Genomic DNA, 15,799 nt, shown 5'->3' on the forward strand with positions numbered 1-15,799 from the left:
GCCGGTTTTTTGCGTCCTTGTAGGAGCTCGCTTCAGCGAGCGATGGAGTATCCCCCCATTGCCCGGTGAATCGGGCTCCTACCAAAACCAGTGGACCAGCTATTGAGTCAGCTTCAGATCGGCCCACACCGGTGCATGATCCGAGGGCTTCTGCATGGCGCGCAGTTCGTAGTCGACGCCGGCGCCGCTTATCTTGTCGGTCAATGGTGGGCTGACAAGAATATAGTCGATGCGCAGGCCGCGCTTGGGGTCGCGCTCGAAGGCCTTGGAACGATAGTCGAACCAGCTGAAACGATCGTTGCTCTCAGGATGACAGAGGCGATAGCAATCCTGCATGCCCCAGCCCTTTATGCGCCCCAGCCATTCCCGTTCGATAGGTTGGAAGCTGGTCTTGCCCTCGCGCAGCCAGCGTTTGCGATTGGGCTCTCCGATACCAATATCGATATCTTCCGGTGAGATATTGAAGTCACCCATGATCGCAATGCGCTGTTGTGGCGTGTGATCTTCTTCAAGAAGCCGTGCAAGCTGGGCGTAGAAACGCTGCTTGTAAGGAAACTTGATGGGGTGATCGATATTCTCGCCTTGAGGAAAATAGCCGTTCCATACGGTCAGGGGCTCCCCGTCGGTACAAGACAGGCGCGCACCGATCATACGCTTCTGGGCATCTTCGGCGTCATCTGGAAAGCCGTAGAAAACCGCCTGGGGTTCCTGCCGGCAGAGCAGGGCAACCCCGTAATGCCCTTTCTGGCCGTGATAATAGACGTGATAGCCAAAAGACTGCACCGCTTCCAGAGGAAACTCGTCGTCGTGTACCTTGGTTTCCTGTAGGCCGATGACGTCCGGTGCGTGAGTCTCGATCAGTGCCTCAAGCTGATGCAGGCGTGCACGAAGGCCGTTGATGTTGAATGAGACCAGTCGCATCATGATTCCTTGCTGTTATCGTCTTCCTGACCTGACTTTGCGACCGGTTCGGTGACATGCAGGTCGAGGATGGGAGCGCTACGCTCACGTTCGAGTTTGCGCGCCGCCTGGGCTTTGCGTTGCTGACGCTTCTTCTCGACATAGCGCCTGGAAGGTGTAATTTCGTCCGGGTTTTCCCGGCGCCATTTACGATAATCCTTGCGCTTGCCGGTACGGATGCTCACCTTGTCAGCCAGTGAGCGGGTCTTTTTTCTGCGCGTCATGATTATGATCCTGAATTTAGTACGGTCGATTCTAACAGTCCTTCGACAACCTGCCGATCGTCATCCTACTTAGGATATTGCCTGAATATCGGCAAACGCGCCCAAGCCGCCAATGGCTGTTACAATGACCACGAAATTTGCTTGAACTTCATTCAACAACGGAACATTACCCCACGCCTATGAGTGAGTTGGAAAAGGCCTCTACACCAGCCCAGAACCGTCGCCCCAAGCGCCGGCGTCGCAAGCCGCGCAAGTCTCAGTCAAGCTGGGATCTGCGTCATTTCCAGGTGCCGCAGGTAGCAGGCAAATGGCGCTTCCACGACTTCGATCTGCCCTTACCATTGATGCATGCCATTCACGCCTTGGGCTTTGAATACTGCACGCCGATCCAGGCCGAGGCCTTGAGCCAAACACTGCTCGGTGGCGACGTGGTGGGCAAGGCTCAAACCGGTACTGGTAAAACTGCTGCTTTCCTGATTTCGATGCTGGCTTACTTTCTCGAAGAGGAGGCGCCCGATGGACAGAAAACAGGTGCGCCCCGCGCCTTGATCATCGCGCCGACTCGGGAGCTTGCATTGCAAATCGAAAAAGATGCCAAGGCGCTGGCCCGCTTTACCTCGCTGAATGTTGCTAGCGTCGTAGGGGGCATGGATTATCAGAAGCAGCGCGACAATCTCGGCAAGCAAGTGGATATTCTGGTTGCCACCCCCGGGCGTCTGCTCGATTTTCATCAGAAGCGTGATGTGGATCTAGGCGAGGTCGAGGTGCTGGTGTTGGACGAAGCAGATCGCATGCTGTCGATGGGATTCATCCCAGATGTCAAGCGCATCATCCGCTATACGCCCAAGACCGAGGAGCGGCAGACGTTCCTGTTTTCCGCGACCTTCACCCAGGACATTCTCAACCTGGCAAGCCAGTGGACTCACAAACCCGCCTACGTCGAAATCGAGGTGACCGTCGAGAACGCGGCGGACATCGATCAGCGCGTCTATATGGTCAGCGACGATGACAAGCAGCGTCTGCTGGTCAATCTGCTCAAGCAGGAAAGCTTCGATCGGGTCATGGTGTTCGGCAATCGTCGGGATCTGGTACGCAAGCTTGATACGGTATTGCGCAAGGCAGGTGTCGATGTGGCCATGCTGTCCGGCGATGTGCCTCAGAATCAGCGTATCAAGACGCTCGAGCGTTTCCGGGAAGGGGAGCTGACGGTGCTGGTGGCAACGGACGTGGCCGGTCGCGGTATCCATATCGACGACGTCAGCCACGTGATCAACTACACCTTGCCGGAAGATCCGGAAGACTACGTGCATCGTATTGGCCGTACCGGCCGGGCCGGTGCCAAAGGCGTATCGATCAGTTTTGTCGGTGAGGAAGATGCCTTCTCTTTACCCGAGATCGAGGCATTCATCAACGACAAGCTGCCCTGCGAGCATCCGCCGGAAGGACTGCTCTAAAGCATGCTCGATGAGGCGTTGAAAGAGGAGATTCAGGGCGCTTACCGTCAGGTACTCGAAGGGCTCGATCTTACCCCGCGCTACGGCCAGCGGCTGATGATTGCCGAGATCGCGCGCACGCTATCCGGCATCGAGGCGGATGAGACCGGTCGACGGGTTTCCAACGAGCATGTCTGTGTGCTGGAGGCCGGCACCGGCACTGGCAAGACTCTAGCCTATCTGCTCGCCGCTCTGCCGGTAGCCAAGGCTCGAGGCAAGCGACTTGTCGTCTCCACCGCCACGGTTGCGCTGCAAGAGCAGGTGCTGCACCAGGATCTGCCGTCTCTCAAGCAGCACAGCGGTCTGCATTTCGACTACGCCTTGGCCAAAGGGCGTGGACGCTATTTATGCGTGGCCAAACTCGATCAGGCACTGGATGGCGTCGAGAGCAATCCAACGCTGTCCCTGTTCGAGCAGGCGCTGGAATCCCGGGATGGGGATGATTTTCATGAGCTGATTCAGGAAATGGCCGAGGCCTATGGTAATGGACGCTGGGAAGGCGATCGGGATAGCTGGCCGGTCTCGATCGACGACAGCAGCTGGCGACAACTGACTACGGATCACCGCCAATGTACCAACCGGCGCTGCGGTCATTTTGGCGCCTGTGCGTTCTTCCGTGCTCGGCGTCATCTCGACCAGGCCGATATCATCGTTACCAATCACGATCTGGTGCTGGCGGATCTTTCCCTCGGCGGTGGCCTGGTGCTGCCGTCACCCAAGGACTGCATCTATATCTTCGATGAAGGGCACCATCTGCCGGACAAGGCGCTGGAGCACTTCTATCACCGTTTCGGCGTCAATGCGGCGCTGCGCTGGCTGCGTACCCTCAAGAAATCACTCACCGAGCTCAATACGGCCTTAGGTTCCCAAGCGACCCTGGCTCGTCTGTTGGCGGGCTTCCCTGACCTGATTGCCGCCATCGAACCACGTCTTGGCGAGGCCTATTCACTCGGTCATCAGCTAGCGGAGTTACCCAATGGGGCAGGTGACGATACACGTCATCATCGCTTCGCCATGGGGCGTGCGCCACAGCCCTTGCGCGAGATGGCGGCGGCACTGGTCGTGCCATTTGCCGAACTGTCACGAAATCTCGAAAGCATGGCGGATATCCTGCGGGAAAGCCTCGACCCGGACAAAGCGACTGGACTATCCAGGGAGCAGGCGGAACCTTGGTTGCCTTTGGTCGCCTTGCTTCAGGGCCGCGCCTTGGAGGCCAACGCTTTATGGCAGGCCATGGCCGCGGACGATGCTCAAGGCGAACCGCCCCAGGCCCGCTGGCTGACCTTCGATCAACAGGGCGGTGATGCGGAGCTGACCTTTTCGGCGAGCCCTGTATCCGCGGCGGAAACCTTGGCGCGCTATCTGTGGGGCAGCTGCTATGGCGCGGTGATCACCTCGGCGACACTCACGGCACTAGGGCGCTTCGAGCGGCTGCAAGAGCGAGCGGGGCTTGCCAATCGCTATCGATACCAGTGTCTGCCGAGCCCCTTCGATTATTCCAAGGCGGTGCTCAGCGTGCCTTATGAGGCGGTGGATCCCAGCGATCGTGAGGGTCATGAACGTGCCATCGTCGAATTCGTCACAGCACTTGGCGACAAGGAGGCGGCATTGGTGCTGTTTTCCTCTCGGGCTCAGCTGAGAGCGGTGGAAAAGGCGCTGCCTCGGGCTCAGCAAGAGCGGGTATTGGCTCAGGACCGATTACCCAAGCGCGAGCTGATCGATCGTCATCGCAAGCGTATCGATGCGGGAGAGAGCAGCGTCATCTTTGGTCTTGCAAGTTTTGCCGAAGGGATCGATCTGCCCGGTGATTATCTGACTCATGTGGTGGTCACCCGACTGCCTTTTGCCGTGCCGGATGATCCGGTGGGGGCGACGCTTGCCGAGTGGATCGAGAGCCGTGGCGGCAATCCCTTCATGCGCATCTCGGTACCGGATGCCTCGATCAAGCTGGTCCAGGCCTGTGGTCGGTTGATTCGCAAGGAGTCCGATCAGGGTCGCATCACGCTACTCGATCGGCGGGTGCTGACCCGGCGTTACGGACGAGCGCTGCTCGATTCCCTGCCGCCATTCCGGCGTGAAATCGACGGTCAACCGCAAGCCTGACGTTACCCTGGCAATCACTGATCGAATGCAAACGGGCCTGTCATCGACAGGCCCGTTTGCTGTAGAACTCACCCGATCCCAGGCCTCCACGAAGGCGCTGTGAACCCATCCTTGGGCGCTACTTTGCTATCTGACCGCCATGGATGGCGGAAATGCCGGAATCGCAAGGAGCTTTTTCCGGCCATGGCAAAAGACCTTCGTTTCGACCTGCCCCCGGCTTTAAGTAATTATCAGTAGAAACAGTCTATTCAAGCGGCGGCGTGTCGATTTTCAAGCACCGGGCGCAGTTTCTCCGCCATGTCGTGAAAGCTTTTCACCGTGGTATCCCAATCGATGCAGGCATCGGTGATCGATACGCCGTACTGCAGCTGACTGCGATCTTCGGGCATTTTCTGGTTTCCCCAGCCCAAATGAGACTCGACCATCAGCCCCATGATCGAGCGGTTGCCATCAAGGATCTGGTTGGTGACATTTTCCATCACCAACGGCTGCAGCGCGGGGTCCTTGTTGGAGTTGGCATGGGAGCAGTCGATCATGATGTTGCTCTTGACGCCGCCTTTGTTCAGCTCCTGTTCTGCCAGGGTCACGCTGACGCTATCGTAGTTGGGCTTGCCGTTACCCCCACGCAGCACCACGTGGCCATAGGCATTGCCGCGGGTGCGAATGATCGCTACCTGCCCGGTTTGGTCGATCCCCAGGAAATTATGCGGATGTGCCACGGATTGCAGGGCGTTGATGGCAACGTCCAGGCTGCCGTCGGTACCGTTCTTGAAGCCGACCGGACAAGAGAGGCCAGAGGCCATTTCCCGATGAGTCTGGGATTCCGTGGTGCGTGCGCCTACTGCGGACCAGCTGATGCAATCTTGAATGTATTGTGGAGAAATCGGATCAAGCGCCTCGGTAGCAAGGGGTAGCCCCATCTCACTGAGTTCCACCAGCAGGCTGCGAGCGATATGCAGTCCTTCCTCGATTTCAAAGGAGTCGTTGAGATGCGGGTCGTTGATCAATCCTTTCCAGCCGACAGTGGTGCGGGGTTTTTCAAAATAGACGCGCATCACGATATATAGGCTATCGCTGACTTCCTCGGCCAGTCGTTTCAGGCGCTTGGCATAGTCCCGGGCGGCCACGATGTCGTGGATCGAGCAGGGACCAACGACCATCAGCAGTCGGGAATCTTGTCCATCGAGAATGCGCTGTATAGTATGCCGGCCTTCGATGACTGTTTTCTCCGCAGTCTCGGTAAGCGGCACTGCTTTTTTCAAGTCTTCCGGTGTTATGAGGACATCCTGGGCAAGGACATTGAGATTGTTAACCTGTTGATCGGACATTCAGATACCTGTAACGATTCGCACTAAGGGATAATGTTGTCTACTATCGCTTGTCGTCCGTGGAAAAATCAATGATTCAAGTGGGTTCCTCGTTATCAGTCGAGGGCTTCAAACGTCATTGCTTTTGATCGGGTATCGGGAAAACAGGAATGCTTGTGTATAGTCGTTCTTTCATTTTCAGACCGCGGACCGCCAACATGACCCCAAGTAGCGCCAGCGCGTACATTGTCTGTCCCAAGGCTGTCCTGAACCCGAACCGTCCTGCCCGTACGGGGAGGAAGTGAATGGGCAATAGGGAAACCGATCAACAACTCGTATTGCGGGCTCAGAAGGGGGACACACGCGCTTTCGACTTGTTGGTAAAAAAGTATCAACACAAGATTCTAGGATTGATCGGACGCTACGTGCATGACCACGCGGAAGTGCAGGACGTCGCTCAGGAAGCCTTCATCAAGGCCTATCGGGCATTGGGCAAGTTTCGTGCGGAAAGCGCTTTCTATACCTGGATGTATCGTATTGCCATCAATACCGCGAAGAACCATCTTGTCTCTAAGGGGCGTCGTCCTCCAGGCAGCGATCTGGATATAAACGATGCGGAGATCGTCGATCACAGCGGACGTCTGGCGGATTCGGAAACCCCGGAGGCTTCCATCGCTCGGGATCAATTGGAAGCCGCCATCTTTGCAGCGATAGAGGCTCTTCCTGAAGATCTGCGTACCGCCATCACGCTGCGCGAACTCGACGGACTTTCTTATGAAGATATTGCCAATATCATGCAGTGCCCGGTAGGACCGTGCGCTCGCGTATTTTCCGTGCCAGAGAAGCCGTCGACAAGCATATTCAGCCGCTACTGTCTCGCGGTGACAGCGAAGGAGTCGTGCATGAGTGAGGCCGCAAAATTTTATAAAAAACACTGAACTGTCCGCGTAAAGCGACGTCATAGGGAGTGTTCGCACCTAATGGGTGCAAGGGGGGATTCCGCACGGCATCGTGTGCGAATCATCAATGAGTCAAGTGAAAATAACGAGCTGCACCAGGCTCGACTGTGCGTCTTATTTGATGTGGGGGTGTTGAAATGAAGGACAACTGTCGCGAATCGCTGTCCGTTTTGATGGACAATGAAGGCGATGAGCTGGAACTGCGTCGCGTTCTAAAATCACTCACAGATCGAGCGGACGATAGCCAAGCTTGGCGACGTTATCATCTCGTGCGAAGCCTGATGCAACGAGATCACTCCATTGATGTATCTACAGACATCTCCCAACGCGTGCTTGCCAGTCTCGAAAACGAACCTGTCCCTGAGGTTTCTTCAAACGATGTCTCGATGGACAAGACAGCGCCTCAAAGTGGCAGTCTTTCCTTTGCTGGCAGTGCCGCAGTTGCCGCCACCGTTTCTCTCATGGTGATCCTGGGCGCGCAGTTCTATAACGGTAACAGCAGTACTAGTACTTCATCAGATGTCGTCAGCGGCAACGATAATAATGGGGTTGTCGATGCCAGCTCCGAGTTTGGCTCGAGTGTGCAACCAGCTTCTATATCCAACAGTCGTTTCTCGTCCTCACTCGATGTCACGACCTTGCCTTCGTTTCGCCCTTCGGTTGCCTATGGCAATGGCCTTAGGGAAATAGGATTCGATGTTGATGAACCGATGTTCATGGCCCCGCATGCTCCGGCCTCATTGCGTACCGAGAAAGAACAAGCGCAATTGCTGCAGCATTATCTGGAACGCCACGCCGAAGGCGCTGCGCATCGCTCCGGTGAGGCCTGGATACCGTTGTTACGCGCTTCTTCCCAGGAAAGCTCGAGTATCCGCTGATGTTTTCGCCGCCAAAAGCGGCTCTGTACGCAATCGTGGCGATCTGTATATCAAGTTTGTCAGGCGCGGTCATTGCAGCGTCCGAAAGCAGCTTCGATTGCCGTCAGCTAGCCGACGATACAAAACTGGCATCGCCGCTTGACTGGCTTGAGCGCAGCATGATGGCAAGTCAATGCTATGTGTTTCGTGCTCAAGCCATACGCATAAGTCCTGGTGGGGTGCGTACGTTGGCACTGGCCCATGAGATTCACGATGGTGTCATACGTGAAGTGACTCACTATCTTGATGGCCCCGCCGTTATTTACGAACGCTATGGGCGGCTAGGACGAAACGGCATACTGATGCGCCGCTCGGCGAATGACTCCCCCGCGACTGCGTTGCAAAAAATCGATCATCATTACCGCCTGACCCTGGGTGACGAAGAGCGAGTAGCTGGACGGCCCAGCATGCGCCTGGATATCGAGCCTCGAGACAAACTGCGTTATGGCCATCGACTCTGGCTCGATCTAGCGACCGGTTTGCCACTCAAGCAAAACCTCGTCGACGTCGAAGGGCAAGTTCTCGAAACATTTCAAATGACCGAGCTGATCGAGCCAACCCTCTATTCTCAACTGGTTCCCCTTGAGCCGCTACCCGACATATCCTCAGGCCCCTGGCAGCCAAGCTGGCTTCCAGCAGGCTATGTTTCCATACCGTTGCCGCCGGCCGCTGGATTTTCCGGAAAGACCATGAGCCACAGGCTCTACAGCGATGGCTTATCCAGTTTCAGTCTTTTCGTTCAACCGATCGAAAACAAGCATGAGGCACTGATGCCCGGTATTCATCGTCTAGGCATTTCCTACGCGGCGGTTCGTCATTTGCGCCTTGATGACGATCGCATCCTGCAGGTTGTCGTATTAGGAGAGCTGCCTCCGAAAGTGCTTTATCGAATTGCTTCCCGGATGGAGTTTCATGGAAGTGCTGAGCGGGCTCAACAAGAACTCGCGCCATGAGCAAGCAAGAAACGACGAGAAAACCGGCAGCGCCCTGGCTTGAAGAAAGGGGGATCGTCGTAGAGCTGTTTGAAGGTGGCGCCTGGGTCGAGGCCCAGGCTCGGAGCGGCTGCGGCAGCTGCACGAAATCAAGTTGCGGCACTGGGCTATTGGCACGACGTCACCCTTCGAGACTGGCACTTCATACGAATGCATTGCTGCAGGTCGGCGATCGCGTGTGTTTGGGATTGTCAGTGAAAAGCTTCCTGTCGGGTACTCTGATTGTTTATGGTTTGCCGCTACTTGGCGCGGTCTTGGCGGGTGGGCTGGCCGAGACGATGATTTCGTCGGGACATGTCGCGGTGCCGTTCGCATTTGCCGGTGGTCTGCTTGCCGGCTGTTCAATCAGTCGTCACCGGTTGCTGCGGCATCAGCGTCAATACCAACCTATACTGCTGGCAGTTGAATCGGTGTAATGACATCGCTGCCGAATAGTTTTGCAAGGTCACTGAACTCTCGGACTGCAGCGATATCCAATGTTTCCGAGCGAAAGCGCGATCAATTCAACAGCCGCGACTTCCGAAACAAGAATTCTTTTGGCATATGGCAGGTAACCAGGAGTACTTGATGCAACGCATCCCAAGACACTTATCATTGTGGCTAATGCTGATGGTCACAGCATTCTTCATGCAAACCGCGCAAGCGCGTGAATTGCCCGATTTCACCGAACTGGTCAAACAAGCGGCACCCGGTGTCGTCAATATTTCCAGTACCCGGGAAGTCGAGCAGCGCAGCATGCCTTTCGGCGGCTCCCATGGCCAGGACATTCCAGAGTTCTTTCGCCGCTTCTTCGAAGATCAGATGCCACCAGGGCATGGCCAGCGCGGCCCTGGAAGCGCCCAGGAACTGCAGTCTCTGGGATCAGGGTTCGTCATCAGCAAAGATGGCTATGTATTGACCAATGCTCACGTGGTCGATGGGGCCGACTCGATCGTGGTGCGCTTGAACGATCGCCGTGAACTCGATGCGGAATTGATTGGCGCTGATGCCAAGACGGACATTGCGCTGCTCAAGATCGACGGTAAAGACCTGCCTACCCTCAATCTAGGGGATTCAGAAAAGCTCGAGGTCGGGGAGTGGGTTGCGGCGATCGGCTCGCCTTTTGGTTTCGATCATTCCGTGACTGCGGGTATCGTCAGTGCCATCAATCGGACGCTTCCTAGCGATGCCTACGTGCCTTTCATTCAGACCGACGTTGCCATCAATCCAGGCAATTCCGGCGGGCCGTTGTTCAATCTGGAAGGACAAGTCATTGGTATCAACTCCCAGATATTCACCCGCAGCGGTGGTTTCATGGGGTTGTCCTTCGCCATACCGATCAACGTGGCCATGGATATTGCCGATCAACTGCGTGACGACGGGCGCGTCAGTCGTGGCTGGCTCGGGGTGGTCATTCAACCGGTATCGAAAGATCTGGCGGAATCCTTCGGAATGGATGGCCCTGAGGGCGCTTTGATCGCCGATGTCGCACCGGATGCACCGGCAGCCAAGGCGGGGCTCAAAGCGGGTGATATCGTCTTGTCCGTTAATGGTGAAACGGTTGAACGCTCCGCTACGCTGCCGCGCCTGGTGGGCCGCATCGATCCAGACAGCGACGCCAAGCTCGAGATACTGCGTGACGGCGAGCGCATCACCAAGACCGTGACGGTAGGGGAATGGCCGGAAGAAGAAATGCCCATGGCCGCTTCCGGTGGCAAGAGCGACCCACGAACACGCTTGGGGGTAACGGTTGCATCCCTCAGTGAGGAACAGCTTGAGAGCCTTGATCTTTCATCCGGCGTGAGAGTCGAGCAAGTCGCTCCAGATAGCGTTGCCGCCAGCGCAGGGGTGCGTCCTGGTGACGTCATCGTTTCGCTGGATCAGCAGGATATTGATTCCGGCAAGCGGTTGAGCGAGGTGGTGAGCAGTATCGAGGGCAATCGTGCGGTGCCGCTACGACTCTATCGTGATGGTCGATCGCTATTCGTGGCCCTGCGACTGGGCGAGAAGTGATGGTGCGGTAATTCGTGTGTCAGAAAAACGGGGCCCTGTGCCCCGTTTTTTATCGCTTTAGCAAATGGTCGCTCATGCATGAGGTGTTTCTAGCGTTACCATGGGCATTTTTAAAATATACACAACTTGTACAACCGCGCTCTTGTCTTATGGATAAGGATATGAAGAAATTTCTGTTCTTTTAAAACTTATACTTAAATTGCAGTGTTGTATAAAAAAGAAATTATATTTTAAAAAACTCTATAATTTCAATTCCTTGCAAAAATACATTATTTTGCTAACGTTTTCTTAAATCGAACATAAAACATGTTTGCCTGATTAAAGTATTTCTCGCCGAAGTCGATATCAGCTCTACCACTACCGGTCACTGCTGGCCCAAAACTATATGCCAGTAACAATAAAAACCTATTGACATCCCTGACCGCAATCGACTTACACGGATTGGAATTTCTTTCATGACACAGAACGCGCATGCAAGCTCAGTCAAAGACCCCCAAGAAGAACTCAATGTAAGCAGTGATCAGTCGGCCTCGCTATGGCGAGCCATTCATCGCTCCCAGGCCATCATCGAATTCAATACCGATGGCCATATTCTTGACGCCAACCAGAATTTTCTGGATGCGGTGGGCTATAGCCTCGACGAGATTCGCGGACAGCATCATCGCATCTTCTGCGACGATGGCTATGCCAAGAGCGAGGAGTATCGCAAGTTCTGGCAGGCACTAAAGCGCGGCGAATTTGCCAGCGGTGAGTTCAAGCGTATTGACAAGAACCAAAATGAAATTTGGCTGAACGCCACCTACAATCCGATTTTCGATGGAAAGGGGCAGCCCTACAAAGTAGTCAAGTTCGCGTCCAACATCACCGAGCAAAAGCACAAGAATGCGGAGTTCGAAAGCCAGATCGACGCGATTGGGCGCTCTCAGGCCGTCATCGAGTTCGATCTCAACGGCATTGTAACCGCCGCCAATGATAATTTTCTCAAGACGGTTGGCTATTCCCGAGATGCGGTCATCGGTCAACACCACCGTATTTTCTGCGATGAACGCTATGCCCGAAGCGAAGCCTATCAAGAGTTTTGGGAACAGCTGGGGCGGGGTGAGTTCATTAGTGGAGAATTTCAGCGACAGCATCGCAGAGGGCATGTCATCTGGCTGCAGGCGACCTACAATCCTATCCTGGACCCATCCGGACGCGCCTATAAAGTCATCAAGTTTGCCAACGACATCACCGAGCAAAAGCGGCTCAACGCTGAATTCGAGGGCAAGGTCAATGCCATCGACCGCGCTCAAGCGGTGATTGAGTTCGACATGGAAGGGCACGTGCTGACCGCCAACCAGCAGTTTCTGGCAACGACAGGCTATGCGCTGAAGGATATCCAAGGCCAGCACCACAAGCTTTTCTGCGAACCAAAACATGTCAAGAGCGAAGAGTACAAGGGCTTCTGGGCGAAGCTGCGCCGTGGAGAATTCGTCGCAGGGGAATTCAAGCGTCTGGGTAGCGACAAGCGCGAGATATGGTTGCAGGCCACCTACAATCCGATTTTCGATGTCGCAGGCAAGCTCACCAAGATAGTCAAGTTCGCCACGGACGTGACGGAAAGCAAACGCAGTAACGCCGAGTTCGAGGGCAAGGTCAATGCCATGGATCGTGCCCAGGCGGTCATCGAATTCGATCTGAAAGGCAATATCCTGACGGCCAATCGCAATTTTCTCGACACCGTGGGCTACCATGCCGACGAGATTCTCGGTCAGCATCATCGTATGTTCTGTGAGCAGGCGTACGTCGTCAGTGCGGAGTATCGCGATTTCTGGCAGGCACTGAATCGCGGCGAGTTCTTCAACGGGCGTTTCATGCGACTGGGCAAGCACGGGCGGCAGGTATGGATTCAGGCCACCTACAATCCGATTTTCAACGCCAACGGCGAGCCCTACAAGATCGTGAAGTTCGCCACCGACATCACGGCTCAGGTCGAGCTGGAAACGAGCATCCAGCAGCAGTCGGAAGCAATGAATGCTTCGATTCTGGAGCTCAACAAGGCGATCAATGGCATTGCCGAGCATACCCGGGTCACTCGAGAGTTAGCCCAAGGGACACGAAGCGAAGCCGATCGGGGCAATCGGGCACTGCAGGATTCGAGCGAGGCCATGGCGGCGATTCAGAAATCCTCCGAGGACATCGATGAAATCGTCAAGACGATCGGTGAAATCGCCGCACAGACCAATCTGCTGGCCTTCAATGCCGCCATCGAAGCGGCGCGAGCGGGCGAGCATGGCCTTGGATTCTCCGTCGTGGCGGACGAGGTGCGCAAGCTGGCCGAGAAATCCGGCGATGCCACGCGTCAGATCAATCGCTTGCTGGGGGAGTCGCTGAAGTGTATCGACAATGGCAACGAGGTTTCCCGGCGTGCCCAGGAAGCCTTCTCGCGCATTACCGAAGGGGTCGAGCAGACGACTTCCGCGGTCGAGCAGATCGATGTCACCGCCTCGTCTCAGCTGGATACCGCTGCCCACGTCGAGAAGTTGATTCAGGAACTGTCCAGAGCGACGCGTAAGAATTCATCGGAAGGGCTTTCGAAGTCCACCTGAGTCGTTTCTTGAATAGGATGAATGTCGCATGAGTCAACGCACATTGGGCATCCTGGGCCTCGGTGAAAGCATCGTCGCCCTGGACGCATGCCATCTGCTGGAAGTAGTGAAACCCGACACGCCTTTGGTGCCGCGACCCTTGGCGCCGGCCTGGTCCTTGGGAACCTTCAGGCTGCGGAATTCGCTCGTCCCCTGTGTGGACCTGGGCGGGCTTTTACAGCTTGGTCCCAGCGGGGCGGCAGAATCGGTGGAGAAGCACATCGCCATCGTAAACTATCGCGGTGGGCGCTTTGGACTGCTCATCGATCGCGCCTACGACATGATCACCGTCGAACAAAGCCAGATGAGCGCTTTGGGCAAGGAAGCCGGGGCGGCCAGTGAGCTCACCCCTTGGCTGGTAACCCATCCCGTTTCAGGACAGCCGATCTACCTGCTGGATATCGACGTCCTTTTCTCATTGGAAGGCATGGTGCTGGCTTTCGAGGACGTCGACCAAACGTCGTCATCGTCCACGGCTCTGGAGAACGACGCACAGCAACACGGACGTCGCTCGCATCGCTATCTGCTCGTCGATATCGAAGAGGCAACCCTTGCCATCGACACCGCCGTAGTCAGCGAGATCACTGCCTGCGGCGCGATTGAAAGGCCGGTAGTGACCGTCGAGGCATATCTGGGCAACGTGGCGCTGCGTGACATGCGTATCCCGATATTCGATCCAGGGATGCTGATTGGCTACCCGCCGTTGACGTCGTCGCCTAGTCATGTGGTCGTGCTCAATACCGACAGCGGGCGTATCGGTTTGGCGGTCACGCACATCAACACCATTGGTGCCTTCGATGACAGCGATCTTCACCCGTTACCCGGCGCTGACCAGGCCGCCGATCATGTTATCGGAGTATTGAGTCGGCCTGAACAAGACGATGCCTTGTGCCTCGATCATCGTCAGCTGTTCACCGGAGAAGCGCTTGGTGCGCTAGCGCAGATTCATGCCCGCCTGGGTGACGAGGTCAGCGATCGGCGTAATCAGCAGGAGTGGCAGCGCTTTGCCTTCGTGCATTTTGAAAGTGGCGGACGCTATGTCGAGCTGCTCGAGCAGTTGGATGCGGTTCTACCCTTGCCGGAAAACCTGCTGCCGCTGAAAGAAGACGGACCCTTTTCCGCCGCCATGCGCCACCGGGAGCAGACGGTGTCTCTGGTGGATCTGCGGATACTGTTGGGCAAGAACGCAGATGCTCCTGCAGAGCATGTGCTGGTGGCGGACAGCGGTCAGGGGCTGGTCGGTTTCATGGTGGATCAGGTCACAAGAATTGAATACATGGATGCACCGGTGAATAGCTTTATCTTGCGCTGGCGTGGCGACGTGAATCCCGACGCCCCGCCGATCGAGCAGGCGAAACGGATGATCGCCGTGGGCGAAGGAGCGAAGCAACAGATTCATTCCGTTCTCTGTCTGCAAACCCTGGCTCGTCTGCTGGTCCAGACTGACAAGGAAATATCGCCTACGGCGTCAGCCTAGTCTGGGCATTACTGTCCTTGACCTCGCCTTGCCGGTACAATAGCCCAACATTTTTGGCGCCTTTTGCTTCATAAAAGGCGCAATTATCAGGGCGGAAAGAGAGTCAATGGCAGACACGGCGAGCTCCGATCGAATCAAGCATATCCGTAACTTCTCGATCATCGCGCATATCGATCACGGCAAATCGACCCTGGCGGATCGCATCATTCAGCTATGTGGCGGCCTGACCGAGCGAGAACTCAAGGAGCAAGTGCTCGATTCGATGGATATCGAGCGTGAGCGCGGTATTACCATCAAGGCACAGTCGGTGACCCTGGATTATCGTGCCGACAATGGCGAGCTTTACCAGCTCAACTTCATCGATACCCCGGGCCACGTGGATTTTTCCTATGAAGTATCCCGGTCGTTATATGCCTGCGAAGGGGCGCTTTTGGTGGTGGATGCCGCCCAAGGTGTCGAAGCTCAGTCCGTCGCCAACTGCTATACCGCCATCGGCCAGAATCTCGAGGTGCTGCCGGTGCTCAACAAGATCGACCTGCCCCAGGCCGACCCGGATCGCGTCGCTCAGGAAATCGAGGAGATCATCGGCCTGGACGCGGTGGATGCCTGTCAGGTATCCGCCAAGACCGGCATAGGCATGGAAGCCTTATTGGAGCGCCTGGTGCGCGATATTCCCCATCCCAAGGGAAGCGCCGAGGCGCCGCTGCAGGCGTTGATCGTCGATTCCTGGTTCGATAACTATCTGGGG

Annotated in this window: 12 protein-coding genes and 1 pseudogene; 10 read left to right on the forward strand and 3 right to left on the reverse strand. The window is 56.0% G+C overall.

The window, feature by feature from the left end:
* Positions 1–99 precede the first annotated feature (99 nt).
* Both xthA and CH74_RS13645 read right to left on the reverse strand, forming a co-directional pair.
* Positions 100–921 carry an exodeoxyribonuclease III gene (xthA, locus tag CH74_RS13640; RefSeq protein WP_048308093.1) on the reverse strand — a complete coding sequence of 274 codons (822 nt, stop codon included), beginning with the start codon at positions 919–921 and terminating at the stop codon, positions 100–102.
* Complete coding sequence (locus CH74_RS13645) at positions 921–1,184, reverse strand: hypothetical protein (RefSeq protein WP_048308094.1); 264 nt, start codon at positions 1,182–1,184, stop codon at positions 921–923. The genes xthA and CH74_RS13645 overlap by 1 nt, the downstream gene beginning before the upstream one ends.
* A 179-nt stretch (positions 1,185–1,363) precedes the next feature.
* Between CH74_RS13645 and rhlB the strand changes: the two genes are divergently transcribed.
* Positions 1,364–2,638, forward strand: coding sequence for an ATP-dependent RNA helicase RhlB (gene rhlB, locus CH74_RS13650; RefSeq protein ID WP_048308095.1), 1,275 nt, complete (start codon positions 1,364–1,366; stop codon positions 2,636–2,638).
* A 3-nt stretch (positions 2,639–2,641) separates the two neighbouring features.
* Positions 2,642–4,780 (forward strand): ATP-dependent DNA helicase DinG, encoded by a 2,139-nt coding sequence (gene dinG, locus CH74_RS13655; protein WP_048308096.1) that lies wholly within the window; start codon positions 2,642–2,644, stop codon positions 4,778–4,780.
* A 248-nt stretch (positions 4,781–5,028) separates the two neighbouring features.
* Here the strand turns inward: dinG and CH74_RS13660 are convergent, their stop codons facing one another.
* Positions 5,029–6,108 (reverse strand): 3-deoxy-7-phosphoheptulonate synthase, encoded by a 1,080-nt coding sequence (locus tag CH74_RS13660; RefSeq protein WP_048308097.1) that lies wholly within the window; start codon positions 6,106–6,108, stop codon positions 5,029–5,031.
* A gap of 284 nt (positions 6,109–6,392) precedes the next feature.
* On the opposite strand from CH74_RS13660, the pseudogene rpoE reads away from it, so the two are divergent.
* From rpoE to CH74_RS13700, 8 genes and pseudogenes are all read left to right on the forward strand, one after another.
* Positions 6,393–6,997 (forward strand): annotated as a pseudogene (rpoE, locus tag CH74_RS13665) (RNA polymerase sigma factor RpoE).
* Positions 6,998–7,183: 186 nt separating this feature from the next.
* Complete coding sequence (locus CH74_RS13670; protein WP_048308098.1) at positions 7,184–7,924, forward strand: sigma-E factor negative regulatory protein; 741 nt, start codon at positions 7,184–7,186, stop codon at positions 7,922–7,924.
* Between the two features lie 35 nt (positions 7,925–7,959).
* Complete coding sequence (locus CH74_RS13675) at positions 7,960–8,916, forward strand: MucB/RseB C-terminal domain-containing protein (RefSeq protein ID WP_301280862.1); 957 nt, start codon at positions 7,960–7,962, stop codon at positions 8,914–8,916.
* Positions 8,913–9,371 carry a SoxR reducing system RseC family protein gene (locus tag CH74_RS13680; protein ID WP_048308100.1) on the forward strand — a complete coding sequence of 153 codons (459 nt, stop codon included), beginning with the start codon at positions 8,913–8,915 and terminating at the stop codon, positions 9,369–9,371. Before CH74_RS13675 ends, CH74_RS13680 begins: the two co-directional genes overlap by 4 nt.
* 151 nt (positions 9,372–9,522) lie before the next feature.
* Positions 9,523–10,947, forward strand: coding sequence for a DegQ family serine endoprotease (locus CH74_RS13685; protein WP_048308101.1), 1,425 nt, complete (start codon positions 9,523–9,525; stop codon positions 10,945–10,947).
* A gap of 455 nt (positions 10,948–11,402) precedes the next feature.
* The gene (locus tag CH74_RS13690; RefSeq protein WP_082140434.1) at positions 11,403–13,535 is read left to right on the forward strand and encodes a PAS domain-containing methyl-accepting chemotaxis protein; all 2,133 of its coding nucleotides are present in this window, start codon (positions 11,403–11,405) and stop codon (positions 13,533–13,535) included.
* A gap of 28 nt (positions 13,536–13,563) precedes the next feature.
* Positions 13,564–15,051 carry a chemotaxis protein CheW gene (locus tag CH74_RS13695; protein WP_048308102.1) on the forward strand — a complete coding sequence of 496 codons (1,488 nt, stop codon included), beginning with the start codon at positions 13,564–13,566 and terminating at the stop codon, positions 15,049–15,051.
* A gap of 106 nt (positions 15,052–15,157) precedes the next feature.
* A partial coding sequence (locus CH74_RS13700; protein ID WP_048308103.1) for a GTP-binding protein occupies positions 15,158–15,799 on the forward strand: 642 nt, incomplete at its 3' end.

The sequence above is a fragment of the Halomonas sp. PR-M31 genome, from assembly GCF_001039575.1.
Lineage (GTDB): Bacteria > Pseudomonadota > Gammaproteobacteria > Pseudomonadales > Halomonadaceae > Modicisalibacter.